General features: G+C 33.9%; 16 protein-coding genes. 14 read left to right on the top strand and 2 right to left on the bottom strand.

The genetic code is table 11. The features are described 5' to 3' along the window. The first annotated feature begins 5 nt into the window (after window positions 1-5). The 6 genes from GQR98_RS03250 (at window position 6) to GQR98_RS03225 (ending at window position 8,769) form a co-directional block, all read left to right on the top strand. Entirely contained in the window at window positions 6-1,058 is a 1,053-nt protein-coding gene (locus GQR98_RS03250; RefSeq protein ID WP_199270261.1) for a glycoside hydrolase family protein, read from the top strand. Window positions 1,059-1,213: 155 nt separating this feature from the next. After that, window positions 1,214-2,494: a DUF6786 family protein gene (locus GQR98_RS03245; RefSeq protein ID WP_159018259.1), complete on the top strand. Its 1,281-nt coding sequence runs from the start codon at window positions 1,214-1,216 to the stop codon at window positions 2,492-2,494. Between the two features lie 17 nt (window positions 2,495-2,511). Next, window positions 2,512-3,531 carry a family 43 glycosylhydrolase gene (locus GQR98_RS03240; protein ID WP_159018258.1) on the top strand — a complete coding sequence of 340 codons (1,020 nt, stop codon included), beginning with the start codon at window positions 2,512-2,514 and terminating at the stop codon, window positions 3,529-3,531. Between the two features lie 72 nt (window positions 3,532-3,603). Next, a complete protein-coding gene (locus GQR98_RS03235; protein ID WP_159018257.1) occupies window positions 3,604-5,895 on the top strand; it encodes a glycosyl hydrolase family 95 catalytic domain-containing protein in 2,292 nt (763 codons plus the stop codon). 35 nt (window positions 5,896-5,930) lie between these two features. Continuing rightward, entirely contained in the window at window positions 5,931-7,484 is a 1,554-nt protein-coding gene (locus tag GQR98_RS03230) for a sulfatase-like hydrolase/transferase (RefSeq protein WP_159018256.1), read from the top strand. A 163-nt stretch (window positions 7,485-7,647) separates the two neighbouring features. Further along, window positions 7,648-8,769, top strand: coding sequence for a glycoside hydrolase family protein (locus GQR98_RS03225; RefSeq protein ID WP_159018255.1), 1,122 nt, complete (start codon window positions 7,648-7,650; stop codon window positions 8,767-8,769). A 94-nt stretch (window positions 8,770-8,863) separates the two neighbouring features. Here the strand turns inward: GQR98_RS03225 and GQR98_RS03220 are convergent, their stop codons facing one another. After that, on the bottom strand, window positions 8,864-10,102 hold the full coding sequence (locus GQR98_RS03220) for a leucine-rich repeat protein (RefSeq protein ID WP_159018254.1): 1,239 nt from the start codon (window positions 10,100-10,102) through the stop codon (window positions 8,864-8,866). Window positions 10,103-10,674: 572 nt separating this feature from the next. Here GQR98_RS03220 and GQR98_RS03215 point away from each other — a divergent pair. The 5 genes from GQR98_RS03215 to GQR98_RS03195 all read left to right on the top strand — a co-directional run bounded on the left by GQR98_RS03215 (window position 10,675) and on the right by GQR98_RS03195 (window position 14,130). Continuing rightward, complete coding sequence (locus GQR98_RS03215) at window positions 10,675-11,706, top strand: hypothetical protein (RefSeq protein ID WP_159018253.1); 1,032 nt, start codon at window positions 10,675-10,677, stop codon at window positions 11,704-11,706. Then, window positions 11,687-12,313, top strand: a complete 627-nt coding sequence (locus tag GQR98_RS03210; protein WP_159018252.1) for a hypothetical protein — start codon at window positions 11,687-11,689, stop codon at window positions 12,311-12,313. The genes GQR98_RS03215 and GQR98_RS03210 overlap by 20 nt, the downstream gene beginning before the upstream one ends. Window positions 12,314-12,627: 314 nt before the next feature. Continuing rightward, window positions 12,628-13,116: a hypothetical protein gene (locus GQR98_RS03205; protein WP_159018251.1), complete on the top strand. Its 489-nt coding sequence runs from the start codon at window positions 12,628-12,630 to the stop codon at window positions 13,114-13,116. A 27-nt stretch (window positions 13,117-13,143) separates the two neighbouring features. Further along, entirely contained in the window at window positions 13,144-13,743 is a 600-nt protein-coding gene (locus GQR98_RS03200; RefSeq protein ID WP_159018250.1) for a WG repeat-containing protein, read from the top strand. Between the two features lie 15 nt (window positions 13,744-13,758). Next, window positions 13,759-14,130, top strand: coding sequence for a hypothetical protein (locus GQR98_RS03195; RefSeq protein ID WP_159018249.1), 372 nt, complete (start codon window positions 13,759-13,761; stop codon window positions 14,128-14,130). 56 nt (window positions 14,131-14,186) lie between these two features. Here GQR98_RS03195 and GQR98_RS03190 read toward each other — a convergent pair whose 3' ends face one another. Beyond that, window positions 14,187-14,774 carry an RNA polymerase sigma factor gene (locus tag GQR98_RS03190; RefSeq protein WP_159018248.1) on the bottom strand — a complete coding sequence of 196 codons (588 nt, stop codon included), beginning with the start codon at window positions 14,772-14,774 and terminating at the stop codon, window positions 14,187-14,189. Window positions 14,775-14,868: 94 nt separating this feature from the next. Here GQR98_RS03190 and GQR98_RS03185 point away from each other — a divergent pair, with 94 nt between their 5' ends. From GQR98_RS03185 to GQR98_RS03175, 3 genes are all read left to right on the top strand, one after another. After that, on the top strand, window positions 14,869-16,023 hold the full coding sequence (locus GQR98_RS03185; protein ID WP_159018247.1) for a FecR family protein: 1,155 nt from the start codon (window positions 14,869-14,871) through the stop codon (window positions 16,021-16,023). Window positions 16,024-16,213: 190 nt separating this feature from the next. Beyond that, window positions 16,214-19,720, top strand: a complete 3,507-nt coding sequence (locus GQR98_RS03180) for a SusC/RagA family TonB-linked outer membrane protein (protein ID WP_159018246.1) — start codon at window positions 16,214-16,216, stop codon at window positions 19,718-19,720. A 13-nt stretch (window positions 19,721-19,733) separates the two neighbouring features. After that, window positions 19,734-21,077, top strand: a complete 1,344-nt coding sequence (locus GQR98_RS03175) for a RagB/SusD family nutrient uptake outer membrane protein (protein ID WP_159018245.1) — start codon at window positions 19,734-19,736, stop codon at window positions 21,075-21,077. The last annotated feature ends 37 nt before the right edge of the window (window positions 21,078-21,114 follow it).

Raw genomic sequence — 21,114 nt, 5'->3', positions numbered from 1 at the left:
CTAAAATGAAATTACAACACATCACATTATTAACATTATTGCTTTTAATATTTAGCTGTAACACCCAGGCTCAAAAAATGAAAATAGAGTATGTTGGCAATGCTGCAGCACAAAAAGATATGCATGTTTGGGGATCTTCTCCAGTACAAGATAAAAATGGTAAAACACATTTATTTGCTGCGCAATGGTCTACCGCTTCGCAACCCGGTAATTTTAGCGGTTGGTTTAAAGATTGCGAAATTGGACATTACGTGGGCGATAGTCCAGAAGGTCCTTTTGAATATGTAGGTATTGCTGTGCCAGACAAAGATGGTTTGTTTAATTCGCCACACAATCCAACGGTTAGTAATATTGACGGGCAATATCAGCTTTGTTTTATTGTTAACGAAAACAACGATTTAAAAACACAACGTATTGTGATGTATGTTGCCGATGATTTAAATGATACTTGGCGACCAGCAAAAGGAGCAGAAGCCGATGGTACTATTTTACGCCAAACTAAAAAACCCGAAGTGTGGAATTACACAGCAAGGTTAGGAGTTTCTAATCCATCATTAATAAAATACAATGGCAAGTATTTTTTATATCACAAATCTGTAGTTAGAAAAGAGCCTAAAGGCTATGTATACTCTTATGGTGTTGTGGTTGCAGATCATGTTGAAGGTCCATATATACATCAACCAACAAGAGTAACCGAAGAAAAAATGCCGCTTGAAGATGCTTATGCGTTTACAATGAAAGATTCTGTATACATGATTAGTCGTGATTTTAGAGCATCTTTAGGAAATAGCGGAGGTGGTTTATTATGGAAGTCGGGCGATGGTTTTTCTTTTCCTGCAGAAAGAACAGAACGAGCTTATGAAGATTTACAACACTATGTAGGAGAAGAATATCTAAAAGATGCCGTTTCATACCGAGGTAAAAAAGACGGTCATTTAGAGCGTGCACAAATCCTTTTTATAGACGATAAACCAGCCTATTTATATTTGGCAACAGGAGTTCAGGTAAAGCCAGGTTATGGTAGTAGTTCTCATGTTTTTAAAATAAATTTTGAGTAAAACTAGTACAAAGCAATAAGCTTGAGTTTACATGTTTTTTTTTGATGCGTTTACACGGAAAGGTTTCGGAACCATTAATTTCAAAGCAGAAAAAACATTCAAGAAAAACGAACCTGTTATTTTAAAAATTCATAATAATATCAAATAATTAATACATGCGTTATATAAACTTTCAAAAATGGCAGTTCAAAATTATTATAGCTATTATAATTACTGTTTTTTCGGTAGGATGTAAATCAAAAACATCGAAAGAGAAAGAAGTTGAATTCGTGCAAAAAACGAATTATATTTCTTTTGCAGACGATGTGAATTTTATGAAGAATTATATTGATATCATTCAACTTTCCGATGCATCGGGAAAATCAAAAATAGCAGTAGCTCCAGCTTTACAAGGCCGTGTAATGACGAGTAGCTCTTCAAATTCCGAAGGTAGAAGTTACGGTTGGATTAATCGGGAACTCTTCAAATCTAAAGACACGCTAGATCATATTAATGTTTTTGGAGGAGAAGAACGTTTTTGGATAGGCCCAGAAGGTGGGCAGTTTTCAATATTTTTTAAAAAAGGAAGTAGCTTTACTTTAGACGATTGGTACACACCAAAACTAATAGATCTTGAGCCTTTTACTATTGAAAAATCATCTGCTAATTCAATTACATTTTTTAAAAAAGCATCATTAGTTAATTATTCAGGGTTTAAGTTCGATTTCGATATTGAACGTGAAGTTAAAGTTTTATCAACTCAAGAAGCTTTTCAGGAACTAGGTATTGCAGCTGAAGATAAAGTAAACGTTGTGGCTTATAAAACCACAAATTCTTTAACCAATACAGGTGAAGCGCATTGGGAACAGGAAACCGGCTTGTTGTCTATTTGGTTGTTGGGTATGTTTAATCCATCGCCAGAAACAACTATCGTTATTCCATATAATTCAGGAGATGAAGCAGATCTTGGCGCACCGGTAAACGATGAGTATTTCGGTAAAGTACCTGCAGAGCGCTTAATAGTAAAAGAAAACACCATGTTTTTTCAAGGTGATGGCGAATTTAGAAGTAAAATTGGTTTATCACCAAAACGTGCTAAACAAGTTTTCGGGTCTTATGATGCTTTGAGCCATACATTAACTATTGTAAAATACAATAAACCCAAAGGCGCTACAGATTATGTAAACTCTCTATGGGAACTTCAAGATAAACCATATTCGGGCGATGTTATTAATTCGTATAACGACGGTGCGCCAAAACCAGGAGAAAAACCATTGGGACCATTTTACGAATTAGAAACCTCTTCACCGGCATTGCATTTAAAGGTTGGTGAGCGTCGAACACATATTCAAACAACTATACATTTTGAAGGTTCTGCGGAGCAATTAACCAAAATTTCTGAAAAAGTATTAGGGGTTTCAATTTCAGAAATTGTAAATGTTTTTAGTAATAAATAATTAAGGAGAAATTAAATATGAGTAAAATAACATCGGGATTAATTATTGTTTCAGTCATGGCATTTTTTATGGTGTCTTGTAATTCTTCAAAAAAAAACAAAGTTGAGGTTGCAGAAGTTAAAACAGAAACATCTTCAGTTAAATTTACCTATCAAGATATTACCGGTATCGGTAAAGATTCGCTTTATAATAGGCGCGATAATAGCGATATTATTAAAGTCGATGGCACGTACTACGTTTGGTACAGTCGTATGGATAGTCCTATTACATCGGGATATTGGGCTACTATTTGGTATGCAACGTCTCAAGACGAAGGTCGTACTTGGGAAGAGCAAGGCATGGCTCTTGGTTTAGGAGCAGAAGGTGCGTTTGATAGCCATTCCGTTTTTACTCCTAATATATTGGTGCGTAATAATAAATACTACATGTATTATACAGGCGTAAAACCAACTCCTGGGAATAAAAATAAGGTTTTCGAAGGCAATTCTACTACCGATATCACGGCAATAGGCTTAGCAGTTTCCGATAATCCAAACGGACCATTTAAACGTGTAGCAAACAATCCGGTTTTGGAGATTAGCGATGTCGATTCAGATTTTGATAGCTTTCGTATAGACGATGCGAGTTTGTTGGTTCGAGATAATAAAGTTTGGTTGTTTTACAAAGGCAGGTCTATTGCCGATGGTAAAGCCGGACCAAGTAAAACAAAAATGAGTGTTGCTTATGCAAATCAACCAGAAGGTCCGTTTAAAAAACACGATGGACCATTGTTAGATAAAAGTCACGAGGTGCTTATTTGGGGTAAAGATGGAGGTATAGTGTCGTTGGCATCAATCAATAAGACTTTAAATATTTCTGCCGATGGTGAGCATTTTACTGTCTTGCAAGATAGCTTGAAAAACATTCCAAAAGCTCCAGGATTATATCGTCCGCATTTAGAAAATGGAAATCCGGAAATTAATTTACCAGGTTGGGGTATTGCAATGATTCAGAAAAAAGGATGGGCTTATTTAGTGAGATTCGAAATGAATAATTAAGCTTTTTATAGATAAAACGAACCTTTGCTTTACCTATTTCTGTTTTGGAGTGTAAAGCCAAATAAAACACATATGAAATATATAGTCGCATCCTTTTGTTTTTTGATGCTTTTTAATTGTTCTGAAAAAAAAGAAGAATCACCAAAAACACCTTTAAAAATATGGTTTAATCAATCTACCGAGAAATGGAATCAAGGGTTGCCGATAGGTAATGGTAGTTTAGGCGCCATGATTTATGGAAATCCGAAAAATGAAATTATTTGTTTAAATGAAGAAACCATTTGGACAGGTGGAAAAGACTATAATCGAGATAAAAAAGATGCTGGTAAATATATAGATACCATCCAAAAACTTCTTTTTGATGAGGCGTATATGGATGCGGAAACATTGGTTCAAGATAAAATTCTGAACGATCGTTTGCCATGGGGTGAAAACACATATCAAATGCTTGCTAATTTATTTATAGAAACTCCAGGTTTAGATTCTATATCAAATTACAAACGCGAGCTGGATATTAATACATCTGTGGTAACCACATCTTTCAATAATAATGATGTTTATTTTAAACGTGATTATTTTTCTAGTTTTCCAGACAAGGTGATGGTTTATAAATATACGGCAGATAAAAAAGGAGAAATTAATATGTCGGCTTGGGTAAAAAGAAATGCTCAAACTAAAATATCGGTATCCGAAAATAAAATTGAATTTTCGGAACATGTTGGTAATGGCCATGGTGTGAAGTTTCATGCTACCCTTCATTTTGAAACAGTAGGTGGTACATCCGAAGTATTAGAAGGAAAGTTAGTAATTTCTAATGCCGATGAGGTTATTGTAAAAGTAATTGCAGCGAGTGATTATCGCGGTTCTAATCCTGAAATAGATTGCGAACAGATTTATAGAAACGTGGCTTCTTCTTCATATAAAAACCTTTTAGATAGGCATACAGAAGATTATCAATCGTTATTCCATAGACTCGCTTTTAAACTATCTGATAATACCGGTGAAGATTTACCAACCGATGAGCGTTTAAAGCAAGTTAAAGCAGGAGCAGAAGATAATTACTTAACACAATTACAATATCAGTTTGGTCGATATTTGCTTATTAGTAGCTCACGTCCGGGCACTTTACCTGCCAATTTGCAAGGTATTTGGGCAGATGGATTTACACCGCCTTGGAATTCTGATTATCATATTAACATCAATGTGCAAATGAATTATTGGATGGCCGAAATGACTAATCTTGCCGAATGTCACGAGCCGTTTTTAGAGTTTATTGGAAATTTAAGAGAAATGGGGCGTATTACGGCTCAAAAAACATATAACGCTAGAGGTTTTGTAGCACACCACACTAGTGATGCTTGGCATTCTACAGCAGCTTTTGGGAAAGCGAGACATGGTATGTGGCCTATGGGTGCGGCTTGGTGTTGCCAACATTTGTTTACGCATTATGAATATACTGAGGATAAAGATTATTTAAAAAACGAGGCATATCCAATAATGAAAGAAGCCGCTTTGTTTTTTATCGATTTTATGATTAAAGATCCAACAACAGGACTTTTAGTTACGGGACCGTCTATTTCACCGGAAAATAATTTTTTAACTAAAGATGGTGAAAAAGCAACCTTGAATATGAGCCCGACGATGGACAGAGAAATAGTGCTCGAACTTTTTTATAACTGTATTGCTTCCGCAGAAATTTTAAATATTGATAAAGAGTTCAGCGATTTGCTTAAAAGTAAAATAGCACAAATGCCACCGCTTAAAATTGGAAAAGATGGTCGCTTGTTGGAATGGGTTGATGAGGTTGAAGAAGCGATGCCGGGACACCGACATATTTCGCATTTGTATGGTTTGCATCCGTCAAATCAAATTTCGGAAACTAAAACACCCGAACTTTTTGAGGCAGCTAAAAAAACTATTGCAGGACGTTTATCTAAAGGAGGCGGACATACAGGTTGGAGTCGTGCATGGATTATCAATTTTTATGCACGTTTGTTAGAAGGAGATAAAGCTTACGAGAATATTTTGGCATTACAACGAAAATCTACTTTACCGAATTTATTGGATGTGCATCCGCCATTTCAAATTGATGGAAATTTTGGTGTGGTTTCGGGTATTACAGAAATGTTGATGCAGAGTCAGAATGGTGAAGTGCTCATTCTACCGGCTTTACCAAAAGCTTGGGCATCGGGAAGTATAAAAGGTCTTGTTGCCAGAAAAGGCTTTGAAATCGACATGACTTGGGAATTAGGTAAACTGAAAACATTAGTGATAACTTCTAAATTAGGGAATACTTTAAACTTGCGTTATCAAGATGAAGTAAAACAAATTGAGACTAAAAAAGGAGAAGTTTTAGAGTTTTAATAGCGAATTGCAACAAATTTAAAATATCATATAAAATGAAAAATAGAGGTTTACAGTTTCTTTTCGGTATGGTTGTATTGGTAAATACCATGATGTTGGCACAAGAGAAACAACCCAATATCATTCTTATTTATGCTGATGACCTTGGGCGTGGTTTGTTGGGGACATACGGGCAGAACATTATTAGCACGCCCAATATAGATAAATTGGCCAATGAGGGACTTCGTTTTGATAATGCATATGGCTCTCATTATTGTTCACCTGCCAGAGCTAGTTTATTAACTGGTATGCACGATTGCAGAACAGACCAATACAATATTACCCAAGCGGGTATTTATATGAAATTAGATAATGGATTAAGTTTAGATCAAATAAAAGATAGAGTAAATGCGGTGGCAATGCCAGCCAAAAAAGATATGGTGTTTTTAGCAGAAGTGGCGCAGAAAGCGGGATATACCACGGCTGAGTTTGGTAAGTTAGAATGGGGCTTTTCCACAACAACAGAACGTCTTGAACGTCATGGTTGGGATTATCACTATGGTTATTATGACCACCAACGCTGTCATGGGTTTTATCCGTCATTTTTATTTGAAAATGGCAAAAAAGTTTATATTCCGGGGAATACTTTAATCGATTGTGGCAAAAACCCTGAAGGAAAATCCCCTGAAAATTATAAGAAACGTTGGGATATGACGGGGAGAAAAGTCTATTCAGAAAATATTATAATGGATAAATTGTTGGACTATTTAGAGGTGCAAAGTAAAAAGGAAAGCGGACAGCCTTTTTTTGTTTACTTCCCTTCGCAATTACCACATGGCCCTATCTCAATTCCAGAGGTAGCTCCCGAGTTTAAAAACAATCCAAATTTATCTGAACTTGAAAAGGAATACGCTTCCATGGTCAAAATGCTAGATACAGATGTAGGTAGAATTTATACCAAGTTGGAAGAATTAGGGGATTTAGATAATACCATTTTGGTGTTTACAGGCGATAATGGTCATGAGCTTTATTACCACCAAAAAGACCGATGTGATAAAACACACGATTTAACGACAGGCCAAACGTATAATAATATAAATACAAAATTTTATAGCCATTTAGGCGGTGATGTATTTGATGGTAATGATGGAATGGCCGGCTTAAAGCGTTCAAACTGGGAAGGTGGAGTGCGTGTTCCTCTATTTTGGTATTGGAAAGGGAGAATAAAACCAGGAACGATTTCAAATCAAATGGTGAGTAATTACGATTTTCTTAATACCCTAGCTGAAATAGTCGGCGCGAAAACCCACAAAGAGAAAGATGGTGTTTCTTATGCCAAAACCCTTTTTGGTAAAAAAAGTAAAGAGCGAAAGTATACGGTGTATTCATCTACAATGGGGCCAGCTTTGGTTACAAAAGAAGGTTGGAAACTGCGTTACTTGTTGAAAAAAAATGTGTTTCAACTGTATTATTTACCTAATGATTACAAAGAGGAAAATGAATTGTCATCAAAATACAAGAAGAAAACGGAATCACTGAAAGAAATACTATTTAAAGAATGTAACAATAATTGGCAAAATGGGGTGAGCGCTAATAAAGTTAAACCTTAAATAAACAGCTACTTAGGCTAAATAACGTTGGTGTTATTGTTGAAGTAGCCTTAAAACTCTAAGATTATTAGAATGGGTATGTCACCTTCTGTTTTTTGAAAAATTAGCTTCAGGGAATAGAATGGAAGCAATTACCCATCCAAATGTTATAAAATTAGTATTAATGAAAAGTATAAAAGCAACATTTTTAGTTATTATAACTTTATCTATTTGTCTCTGTTCTTGTAAAGAAATTGATAAAAAAAATGAAACGGTTAAAACCGAAAGCATAAAAGATAGGGTGCAAGTGCCGACTGCAATGTCCGATCATTGGAAGTTTATAGGAGAATCTATAAACGAACCAGGTTATGATGTTTGGGGAAGCTCACCTATTAGAGATGAGCAAGGAAACGTGCATCTTTTTAGTGCAAGATGGTCATCAGAAACTCCATTTAAAAAGGCGTGGAGATATAATAGTGAAATTGCTCATTATGTCTCTAAAAATCCTGAAGGACCATTTAAGTTTATGGAAATTGTGGCGCAAGGCAAAGGTGATCATGCCTGGAACGCTGCTGGTTTTCATAACCCAAGTATTAAAAAAATTGATAACCAATATGTATTAGTGTTTATAGCTAACGATGGTGACGAAAATCATGGTCCGAGCCAAAGCATAGGCATGCTTGTGAGTAACAGTCTAAATGGGCCTTGGATAGAGAAGCCAAATAAAGATGAACCTTTGTTGAGTCCGCCTATCGATCCCTCTATTTGGTGTTTTGATAGTGGTCTTGGTGTTAATAATCCAGGACTTATAAAACACCCAAACGGAAAATATTATCTGTATTTTAAAGCGATGGCTGGACCTAAAGGTAAAGGCGGAAAGGTGAGTATGGGACTTGCTATTGCAGAAAAATTAGAAGGCCCGTATGTTATTCAACCCAATCCCATTACAACAAACGAAGTTAGAATAGAAGATGGATATGCGTTTATCTGGAAAGATGAAATTTGTTTGCTAACCACAGATAATCACGGCATTTTAGAAAAAGGAGGCGGTTTACTTTGGGTGTCCGATGATGGACTTCAATTTAAAGCAGAACCACTTTCTGGGTTTCATAATTTTCAAAGTTTTTATTTAAATGGAAATGTTCCAGAAGGAGCAAATCCGCGTTATGGAAAGCATGTTAAATTAGAACGGCCACAATTGCTTATGGATGCAAATAATGACCCTGAGTATCTGTACTGCCCAAGTGGTGTTGCGCTCGATGGTAGTGATGGTACAAATAACTATGTTCTAAAATATCAGAAATAAAACGTAATCAAGAAAGAATAAGTTATATCTAATAAAAAAAGTCCGATTCACTAGAATCGGACTTTTTTGTGCTTAAATGATTATTAAGGTTTGTTTATTGCTTAGCAATGCGTTTTACAAATGCGCCTGCATCTGTTTTAACTTGAAATAAATAAATACCGGTGTTTAAGCTCGATATATTAATTTCAGACTGCACATTATTAATCGTTTTATTCAATAATGCTCTTCCGTTTAAATCGAAAACTGTAATGTCTGCATTTTGCGATTGTGTGTTTTGTATAGTCACTACATCTTTTGTTGGGTTAGGGTAAAAATCCCATCCTAATGCAGCTTCATGAGCGTTTACATTTAAAACAGGTGAGCCAAAATCTTTCCATACATCTCCTGTTGTATAATCGGCAGCATTGGCAGATGAAGGAATCGTTAAAGTCGCTCCAAATACATCGGCAAATATTGATGTATTTACAGAAGCGCCGTCTGGGTTATATCCTAGAGGTATAAATGTGGTGTATTCTACAATTACATTAGCTAAACTTGTACACCCTTTAAACATATTATAGTTGTTTTCGGTAAGCGATGTTAATGTAGCAGGAAAAGTAATAGATTCTAGTGATGAACATGAATTAAAAGCACCTGTGTTAATCACTTCAATAACCGGTAAGTCTATTGTTTTAAGGGCGCTTGCCTGCCAAAATACTAATCCCGAAGTAGAATCTGATGCATTACCTACATGAGTTAACGCAGGGAAACTTAAAGATACGGCTGAGGTATTTCTAAAAGTTTGCGCTCCAAGAGAAATTAAACTGCTAAAATCTGCATTTGCAAGTGTACCCGTGTTTTCAAAAGCATTGTTTCCAGCAATAGTTGCACTACTCACATCTAGAGTTGTTAATACAGAACAATTTTTAAAGGTGTTGTTACCAAGCGTACCTGTTATACTGCTAAGATCTGCAGTGGTTAGTGCTGAACAATTTAAAAAGGCACTATTACCAATAGATGTGGCATTTGGCAAACTCACCGTTTCAAGTCCCGAACAAGCATTAAAAGCTTGCAAGCCAATAGCGACTGCAGCCGTACTTGTTACCGATGTAATGTTTGTATCTGTGTTAAATACACCAGACGGAAGCAATGTTACATTATAGCTATATGTTCCATCGGTAACTGTAGCAGGTATATTTAAATCGGTTACGGTATAGCCTATAACTTTTACTTCGGTCGTTGTTGCAGTAACCTCATAGGTGTAATCGCCTGATGTAAATGTTGCACCTTCTGTTTGTGCATAAGTGAACGTTATACTTAGTAACGTAATAAATAATAGTAATGTTTTTTTCATCTTAAAAAGTTTTAAATGTTTAGTTATTGGATAATAGCTAAGTTATTTAAAGCTTAAGGATTCAAATGGTATGTTTTGTAGCAAGTAAGTGGCGAAAATGTTGCGATTTACTCTTAATGTAATATTTTGTTTACTTATGGAGCGCATTAATTCTATTTTGGTAAATAAAACTTTGTTATTTAGTTTTGAGCATCATAGCTTTTTTTTCGCCAAAATATATCTAAAGTTTTGAAGAAGAACCACAGCTCAAAGCAACCCTAAATATGTTAAAAATGAATTTTAAAGCACTTTACGTTAAGAGGTTTGCAAAATATATTTATATTTAGCCTGCAATACACCTTAAGCTAGTGTTTTGCCATTCTTCCCTAAAGAATATACATAGAAAATATAATAACCAAGTTTAGCATATTAGACTAAACCTTGTTTGCACGTTCCGTTGTTTTAATGTGAATGCGGTGAGCTTTGTTTTGGTGTTTTGTGCTGATCTTATATAAAATCTTTTGGTAGAAGCTGAAAGAAAAATTTTTATATAAAAATAGTCGTATTCGAAATTAAGATAAAAATATAATAAAATGGCAGAAAACCCGAAAATAGAGTTCTTTAGAATCCAGTTAAAACCAAAATCAAAGAAAAAGGAAAAAACATTTAGAGATTTTGCAATAGAGGAACTAAGAGGAGACGCTGGAATAAACAACGATGATGCTTTCAAATTATGTTTTAATCATTTTATATCTAAAATTCAAATTGGTCATTCAAAAAATCCAAAGCATAAAAAAACAATTACAATAATTTCAGACCCAAAAACGAATCCATATTATTCTTTAAAGCCAACTCCGAACATTAAGAAGAATTTTATCTCTGGAGTATTAAATGGAGGACCTTATGATAAAGACGCTATAGTGTCTAACATTGCCGATAAAGCAGATAATGCAAAATTAGGAAGAGACAAATCAATTCTATTACCTTACTATGTCTTTATTTACTTACCTTCTGATCATTCAGAAGGTTTTGTTGCAATACATTCAAACAGTGTAGAAGAGACAGTTACACATATCTTGAAAAGGTATATCTCAAGTTTGTTTTCTGGAAGTGGTTTTTTTCAAGCGAGGTTGTCTCCATATGTTCCTCAGTCATTTCAAGATGAATTCAAAGATGGTGCACTAATTAAAAATATGTCTTTTTCTTCAACAATAATTGACAGAACAACACCAAGCTCTAAGCCAATAAATAATATTTTACATGAATATGATATAAACATTCAAATTACGCCTAAAAAGTCTACAATATCTATTTTAGATAGTTCGAAATTACTTAACTTGATAAACAAAATGGTCTTTACTAAAAATGATAATGAAGAGGTTGAACTTAAAAGCTTTAAAAAGAAGCGATTCACTGCAAAAAATCAAATAACCAACAAAGAAAAAGTTTTCGAATGGAACTCTAAAGACCATAGTTTTCAGCCAACAATATATTTAAATGGTAGAGTGAAATTAAATGATGGAACACCTGATTTTAATGACTTAAACAAATTATGTATCAATCTATTCGAAGGAGAAATAATATCAGAATTAAGACCGGATTTAAATGTCTCTAAATTTAATTAAATATACAAAATTGCTAAGGAAAAAAGCAGTGGAATATGAGCAAAAAGATATAAATGGTAATGCATCTATAGGCTTTAGAGAAAAATATGCTAGAAAATTAATTAGCTTTCTTGTTCCTGTGGTACTCTTGTTATTTTTGAAAAAAGGTTTTCCTGAAATTTTTATTTCATACGTTTCAACGATACTTTCTATATTTATAGGATTATTTATCACAGCTCTTATTTTTAGCTTCGATAAGTTTTACAAAAAGAAAGACTTAAGTAAAGCTAGTTCTCAAGAAAAATTAATAGATGTTCAGTCATTCAACTTTTCTAAACAATTCTCATTTATTACTGGTTATAATATAGTTTTATCTATTTTAACACTTGTTTTGTTGTCTTTGAATACCCTATTTCCTGAAATTAGTTCAATTAATGCATTCGATTATGAACTGAATTTTGAAGAAATACAAATTCAAGAAATATTTAATTTTATTCAAATATTGGTTGTGTATGCCCTGCGGTTTTTGGTTTTGTATTGGTTAACTTCTATTATTTATTTAACATTATTTATAATTAGTAGCATGGTAAATTATATGTCTTTGAAAATAGACGAAATTGGAGAATAGGTAAGTCTGTTTTTTACTAGGAAGTCTTTGTTAATGACGCTTTTGCTAATTATTTTATATCTAACATAAAATATCCCAAACCTCACCCAAAAAAATGCACAACCTCAAACCCCCACACAACCTCAGAATTCTAGTTGTACTTGTTTTCAGCTGCTGTTCTCAATAAAAGCATCCGTTTTCAAAAGAAGACTGTACAGCCAGATTATGCAGTGCATAAATATATTCAGTTGTAGAAATATTAGTTTTAAGATAAGCTAAAGTGAGTGATATTTATTTTTAATAGTTACTTTGGCTTTAAAACAAATGAGGAACAAATGAGAAAGTTAATACTGATTGCTATATGCGCTGTTTTTGTAACATCTTGCAAAGACGAAGCAAAACAAAATTCTAATATTGAAACCACCCCAATTGAAGGTTTAACACAAGGGCCAGTAGTGCATAAGGCGTTAACCGACGAACAATTGGCGAAAATTAAAGATATACAAGAAACTTTTAATGAGGTTTACCCAGTTTCTCTAGATGAAACTATTACAAATTTTAAGCGCGACCAAAACCCAGATAACGAAATAAATATTTGGCAGAATATGGCTAATGCTTATAAACCATATGCCTTAAACAACGGAGGAGAAGAAAAACTAGGAGCCAGAAAAGAGGCTTTTAAATTAATTTTAATGCGTTCTATGATGCCTGATCAGGAAGCTATAAGCAGTTCGGATTTAAAAATACTGAGTGAGAAAGAAGCTCAAGCAATTTTAAAAAATTACACCTTAGAGGCTAAGCCCGTTAAAGTGGAAAAGCGATAAGTTCCATGCTTTAGATACCATTTTACAATGCAAATAAAATCAATAATCTTATTAATTTTTAGTGTCTTTGTAGCGTTTTCGTGCAAGGAATACGTGAATAAAGATGTTACTAACTATCGGTATTTTGATGTCGCGTTGGCAGATACTATTCCGGGCAGTAAACTGAAAGCAGTTACAAACGCGGAACATCTAGAATATGGTGTAAGTGTTGCTTATGTAAACGAAAATAATGATACTATAATTCCGTATGGTAAATACGCCTACTACGGCACAGATACTTTAGAGTTTTATGCCAATGTTATGGAGCATCCTAACGATAGTACGTATGGACGCCAAATGGCTATAGACAAGAACGAGAATGTTCTATTCGATCTTGTGATGTTTGATAATGGCTTAGAACCGTTTAATGATGGGTTAACGCGAGTAATCCGAAATGGTAAAATGGGATATGCTAACAGATTCGGGCAGGTTGTAATTGCTTGCGAATACGACTATGTAAAATGGTTTGAAAACGGAAAAGCAGAAGTAACTTACAGTGCTAAAGAATATTTTGATTTAGATGAACATCGCGTTGTTGAAAGTGACGAATGGTTTTCGATTGATAAAAAAGGAAATCGGGTAGACTAACCTTAATTAATAACTATGACTGATACTACTGTAATTATAGCATTAGTTATTATTTTAATCTGTCATTTAGTAGCGATTTCCATTGGATATAAAACAAAAAAGACCGCATTATCTGTGGCTTATGTAAATGCAGTTTTTGTAATCGGGATGCTAATCTTTTGGGTTGTCGATACCGTGAATATAAAAGCGCATCACTTCGAAACAAGAGAATGGTTTGTACTCGGTTTTGAGGTTTGTGTTTTGTTATGCGCTATATCTTCAATTACGAAATTCTACAATAAAAATTTTGTGAACGTGATAACCTATACTGGGTTTTGGCTGCATGTATTGGCTTTAGTGGGGATGCTTGTTTTTATGTGTGGGTTTAAACTAGATCACTTGTATTAAGTAGAATATAAGTTTACTGAAGTTGTAGCTAGCTGTGCTTAAAAAAAGAGAGCGGTTTATTTTAAGGCGTGTTTGCCAAATAGCAAGAATAAAATTCCGCTAGTTTTACTGCCTATATTCTTTCTAATTATAGAGAAGGCTTTTGTAATTTGGGCTTCTACCGTTTTAATAGATACATTTTGATATTCTGCAATTTCAACGTTAGTTAAGCCTTCTTGTCTACTTAGAATAAAGGTTTGTTTACATTTTGGAGGCAGGTTTTGTATTTCTTGTTTTACTAGGGAAATTAAGTTTTCTATGTTGTTATCCTGATCTTCAACTACAGTATCTAAGGCCTCTATATATTTTTTTTCTAAAGCTATAGTTGCTTTTTCTTTTCTGTAAAGGTCAATAAACTGGTTGTATATAGATTTGTATAAATAATTTTTGAGGTTAAAATCATCTTTTAATTTCTCTCGCTTTTGCCAAATACTCACAAATACATTTTGTACAATATCTTCTGCTGTACTATGGTCGTGAGTTAAGCTATAAGCATAAACGCAAAGTTTTTGGTGAAATAGGTCTACCAACTGGGTGTAAGCCGCTGTGCTGCCCTTTTTTAACCCTTTGATTAGTGTTGCGTTATTTATTGAGAAATCAGTCATTCAGTGAATTTTCTTCTGCTAATTTAAAAAAATGTTGATAAAAAGTTAGGGTATTGGAAATTTACTTCGTTATAATATAAAACAGAAGGGAATAATGGTTTCTAAAGAAATAGAAAATATTATAGTAAAATACTTTACTAATCAGGCATCTTTAAACGAGTTAGATCAATTAAATCAATGGCTTAAAGCACCAGGGCATGGACCGTTGTTTGATAACTTTGTAAAAACGAATTACGCTATTAACCATACTATTAAGGAGTACAACGCTATGCAAACAAAAAAGCATTTGTTGGATATTATTAGTAAAGATAAAAAGGCAGAAAAAGTATTTAAAATTAAACGTATCGCTTTTAGGTATGCCGCTGTTTTAATACTGTTTTTAGGGTTAGGCTATGTGTTGATGCAAGGTTTTTTTAGTGCGCCTAAAACCTTAGAGTTAGTAGAAGAGCAAATAGAACTTTTATTAGAGAATGATAAAGCCATAGTTGTTATTAATAAAGATGATGTACAAGAAATTATAGGTAGCGATGGTAAAGTGATAGGGACGCAACGAGGAGATAAACTAGTTTATAATGCTGACGTAGTAGATGGTAAATTGATATATAATACCTTAAGTGTACCGTATGGGAAACGTTTTGAGCTTAAACTATCAGACGGGACTGTTGTTACTTTAAATGCCGGCTCGTCATTAAAATATCCTGTTAATTTTATTAGTGGTCAAAACAGGCAAGTGTTTTTAAAAGGGGAAGCTTTTTTTAATGTAACTAAAGATGAAAATCATCCTTTTATAGTAAATGCGAATAATATTGATGTTAAGGTGTTGGGTACAAAATTTAATGTGTCATCTTATTCTGAAGATGAAAATATAAGTACTGTTTTAGTAGAAGGCTCTGTAGATGTGTCTAGAAATGGAACGCAAAACAAAGAGTCTGTTATTCTAAAGCCAGGTTTTAAAGCTGCCTGGAACAAATATAGCAATGCTATTGATGTAGAACAGATAGATGTGGAACCACATGTGGCTTGGCTCGATGGCCGATTAATTTTACATGAGGTTGCTTTTACCGATATATTAAAAAAACTAGAAAGGCAGTATAATGTTAGTTTTATTAATAAAGATAAAAAGCTAGAACAGCGCTATTTTACAGCTAAATTTGATACAGAAGATATTTACGAGGTATTAGAAAGTTTAAGCACCTCCGGAAATTTTGAATATGAATTCAATAAAAATAACATTATAATTAATCCATAAAAACAATAAAATTAATGATTGAAAACTGACAAATTAAAACACAATTTCAAAGAAAATTAAAGTTGCTATTTTACAGTTTACTACAACAGCAATTGTAGTATAACATAAAAAAAATCGGAAAATGCAGCAACACGTTCCGATTTAGTAAAAAGTGATTCCAATGTCTAACACATTAAATCAAACCAAAAGTATGAAAAAATTCATTATTGAGATGGGTGAAGTACTATCTCTCTCTAAAATTAGTTTAAAAATGAAGCTAACCTCTCTATTGCTCTTTTTTACGTTGTTACAAATTCATGCCAATACGTTTTCTCAAAATGTAAAAATTACATTGACATGCGAAAATATGCATGTTGAAGATGTTTTAAGTGAAATTGAAAGAAAAACAGATTTTAAATTTCTCTACGAAAAGAACGTTTTTGTGAAAAGTAAAATCACAAGTATTACTTCTGATAAAGAAAAACTAGAACATGTTTTAAAAAGACTTTTTAAAAGCTTAAATGTTGATTATAAGGTTGTAAATAAACAAATTGTTATAGTAAAAAAAGAAGAAAGTAAACCGCTTATACATACTATAAAAGAAGCGGTAAACAAGTTTGTACAGCAAAATTTACAAGGTAAAGTTACCGATGAAAATGGTGCGCCTCTACCAGGAGCTACAATTGTCTATAAGGGGCTTAGAAATGGTACCAGTACAGATTTTGATGGTAATTTTAAATTACCTTATGTTAAAGGTGCTACAGCAATTGTGGTATCGTACGTGGGGTATGAAACTCAAGAAGTACAAATTAATAGTCGAGCCACTATTGATATTAAGTTACAAAGTTCTGTAACAGGTTTAGAAGAAATGGTAATTGTTGCATATGGTAAGGTTAAAAAAGAAGCTTTAACGGGTGCTGTTGGTGTTATCGATGTGTCTGCATTAGCACTTCAAGGAACCATAATTAATGTAGATCAGGCTTTGCAAGGTCAGGTAGCAGGTGTTCAGGTAAGTAGTCCAAGTGGAAAACCAGGTGCTGCGGCTCGAGTTCGTATTCGTGGTAGTTCGTCTCTTTTAGGAACCAACCAACCGTTATTTGTTGTAGATGGTATTCCTATTACGCCAAATACAGAAACTCCCGGATATGCTGGTTTTATTGATAGTATTAGTAATAATGAATCTACTACGTTAGAAAATGAAGGTTTTAATAACGATTTAGGTTTTATCGATTTTAATAATATAGAAGCCATAACCATTTTGAAAGATGCAACAGCTACTTCAATTTATGGGTCTCGTGCTGCAAATGGTGTTGTTATTATTACTTCAAAAACAGGAAGAGGAGCCAGAAAACCGGAGTTTCAACTTTCTATTACACAAAGAGCAAATCTAATTCAAAAAACAGATGTGCTTAATTCGGCTCAGTATCAAACACTTTATTCTGAGGCTATTAATAATTATGTAAATTCTGGAGGTGTTGTATCAACTACAGATTCTTTTGGACAAGGTATTTTGGCAGGAACAGAAGTTGATTTAACTACTAATACCGATTGGCAAGATTTATCTGTGAAAACATTTACGAACACCTCTAATTACGCTTTAAGTGTGAGAGGTGGTGGCGATAATGGTTCATACTATTCATCATTAAGTTTGCAAAATGATAATGGCGCTATTATTGGTGATAAATTAACGAGGTATGCTTTTGGTTTGTCTTTAAATCAAAAAATAAAAGATAATTTAAAGTTCACTACCAACATTAGTTTGGGGCGTGTTGAAAGTGATTATGCTTTAAATAGCCTTAATTCAACTTTAGAAGCAGCAACGTATTTACGACCAGATGTGACGCCTTATGATGAAGATGGAAATCTTGTGTCTCGTTTTGGAGATATTTACAACCCACTAACTTCTAAAGATAGAAGAGTAACTTCAACTAACTTTTCTATGCTTGCTAATATGGGGATTGAGTTTGAGCCTATTAAAGATTTGTTTATTAAAACCACAGGAATACTTCAGCAAATAGATTCTGAAAGTTATAGCTTCTATCCAAGCTACTCTGTAAGTGGTGCTACTACTAATGGTAAAGGAGCTTTGGTAAATAGAAAAACCATTAACCCTTCTGTAGAAACAATTGCTACTTATGATTTTTCTTTAGGAAAAAGTAATTTTAATGTTTTAGTTGGTAACACCTTTCAAAATGAAAACACGGAGACTGTCAATTTTTATGGTGAAAACTTCCCGAATGATGATACATTAACGGGTATTAGTTATGCTGGTGAAAGTCTTTCTGCACAGGAAGCCGTTACAAAAAGTACTTTAGTGTCGTTTTTCTCTCGTTTTATTTATAATTATGATAATAAGTACATTTTAAATTTTTCAGGAAGAACAGATGGTTCTTCCAAATTTGGTGCAAATAATAGATGGGCAAGCTTTCCTGCTTTAGGATTAGGTTGGAATATTCATAACGAAAAATTTATGGATAACGCCTATTGGTTAAACTTTTTAAAGATTAGAGGTAGTATTGGGCAATCGGGTAATGTTACCTTCGATCCTAACCAATCTTTTAGTTTATACGGTGCTTTAAACGGAACAAATGGAGTGTATAATGGCGATACAGGTGTTGTGCCATTGCGTATTGGTAATCCTGATTTAAAATGGGAAATTACAACTCAAAAAGATATTGGTATTGAGTTTGCCGTTTTAAATAATAAAATAAAAGGTGAGTTTGGATACTACCAAAAAGATACAAAAGATGTATTGTACCAAACGGAATTAGCGTCTTCTAGCGGCCTGTATACTGTGATTTCTAATTTAGGAAATACACAAAATAATGGAATAGAGTTAACCTTAAACTTTGACCTTATCAATAAAAAAGATTTAAAGTGGAATTTTGGATTTAATGCCGCTACAGCAAACAATAAAATAGTGAAATTAAATAGTAGTTATAAAGATGAGTATGGTGCTGTTTATTTAAATGGTTTGTATTTTAAAGAAGGTGAGTCGCTTGGTTTAATTAGAGGGCATGTGGCAAACGGACTTTTTGAGTCTCAGGAACAAATAGACAATTTAAACGCTGGTGCGCCAAGTGGTTTATATCAGTCATCATTAACGAGTCCTGGAGATGTTTATTATGCCGATTTAGATGGCGATGGCGAAGTGAGTTCTTCTACATCTGGCCCTGATGTTACAAACATTGGTAGCATTGAACCTGACTTTTTTGGAGGTCTTAATACCAACATAAACTATAAAGGTTTGTCTCTAAATATTTTCGCAAATTATAGTCTAGGTAACGATATTTACTGGAAGGCAGGAGAGAATACTTATAGCTATACGTCACTAAACGACCAAGGAAATAAGCAATTGATAGCCTTAGATCGCTGGACGCCAGAGAACTTAGGTGCTGAATACCCAAGAGCGGTTTATGCAACTAATTTAACAGGTGGTAACCAAAATAACAGACAGTCTAGTTTATATGTGCATAAAGGAGATTACTTGCGTATTAAAACAGTAACATTAGGTTATAACTTAGATAGTCAAGCGTTGAAAAACATCAATTTTCAAGGGCTTTATTTATACGTAACGGCAACCAACTTGTTTACTATTACCAATTATCCGGGTGCCGATCCTGAGTTTGCAAATATTGCGAGCTTTAGAACACCAATAGATAGTAACAAGTACCCTGTATCAAAACAGCTTATCGCTGGAGTAAGGTTAACCTTTTAAAAGATTTAAGACAATGAAAAATAACATCATATTATTCACAATTTTAACAGGCATCCTTTTTTGTTCTTGCGATGCGGCGTTAGATGTTCAGCCAGAAAATTATTTATTCGAAGATCAATTAGTTACCGATGATAAAAGTGCGCAAACCTCATTAGTAGGGGTTTATACACAGCTAAACTGGACTTACTATCAGTATCTGGAAGTTATGTTGCCTTTAATGGATGGTTCGCTAACAACAACAAATTCAACTTGGATTTTTGGCGAAGCTTCAGACAATAGTTTCGATTCTAGCCAAGTTTCTTTAAACACGGTTTACGAGTGGCCGTATTATATTACTAATTCTGCCAATGCTACAATTTCGGCAGTAACTGATAATGCATCAGTTTCCGCAGGCGAACATGATAGAATTCTTAGCGAAGCCTATTTCCTAAGAGCCTTTGGTCACTATGTTGCGCTAAGAAGTTTTGGTCAGTTTTTCGACCTGTCTAGCGACTATGGTATTGTACTTCAAAATACGGTGTCTACTGTTGAAAATAGTAAAATAGCCAGATCTACAGTACAAGAAAGTTACGATTTTATTTTAGACGATTTAGATAAAAGTATTGAGCTTAATGCGGCTTTTACATATAATTATTACGCATCTTCGATAGCAGCAAAGGCTTTTAAAGCAAATGTTCTGCTGTATATGGGTGGTCAGGAAAACTATGAAGCGGCTGTTCTATTAGCCGATGAGGTTATTAACTCTGGCGATGTAGAATTAGAATCTAATTTTGAAGATGTTTTTGAAAATGGTGTAGCAAATAGCGAAGTAATATTTTCTAGAATAAATGGAGAAGGGCAAGGTAGTAAGTTATCATACTATTATCAAAGTTTAGTTAAGGTTTCTCCTTGGCTTCAGGATTTTTTAGTAGACGATCCAAGAAAAGAGGCATCATACAATACGAGTAATTTATTACTTAAAAAAATATACACGAGTGGTGTAAGCGGTGGACCAGCAAATTATATGCGTTTGGCCGAAGTTTATTTAATAAAAGCAGAATGTCAGGCACGTTTAAATTTACTCGCTCAAGCGGAAGAAACTCTTAATGCTGTGCGTAATAGAGCGTATGGCGGTGCTGCTCCAGATTTAGAGTATACCTCTCAAGAAGAATTACTTGATATCATTTTCGACGAGTATGTAAAAGAACTTTGTTTTGAAACTGGGGCCGTTTGGTTTGCTGCCATTCGCCATGGTAAAATTGAAGAAATTAAAACAAATGTTACCAGCTCCAATCAGTATATTTTTCCAATTCCTATTAGCGAATTAGAAAATAATACACTCTTCGGGCCACAAAATCCAGGGTATCTGGGTATTTAAAAATTAATTTTTTCAATTATTTAGTCAGTATAGAGCT

This window comes from Algibacter sp. L3A6, assembly GCF_009796825.1.
Classification (GTDB): domain Bacteria; phylum Bacteroidota; class Bacteroidia; order Flavobacteriales; family Flavobacteriaceae; genus Algibacter.
The sequence above is the reverse complement of the archived record's forward strand: the minus strand, read 5'-3'. Positions and strand labels throughout refer to the sequence as shown.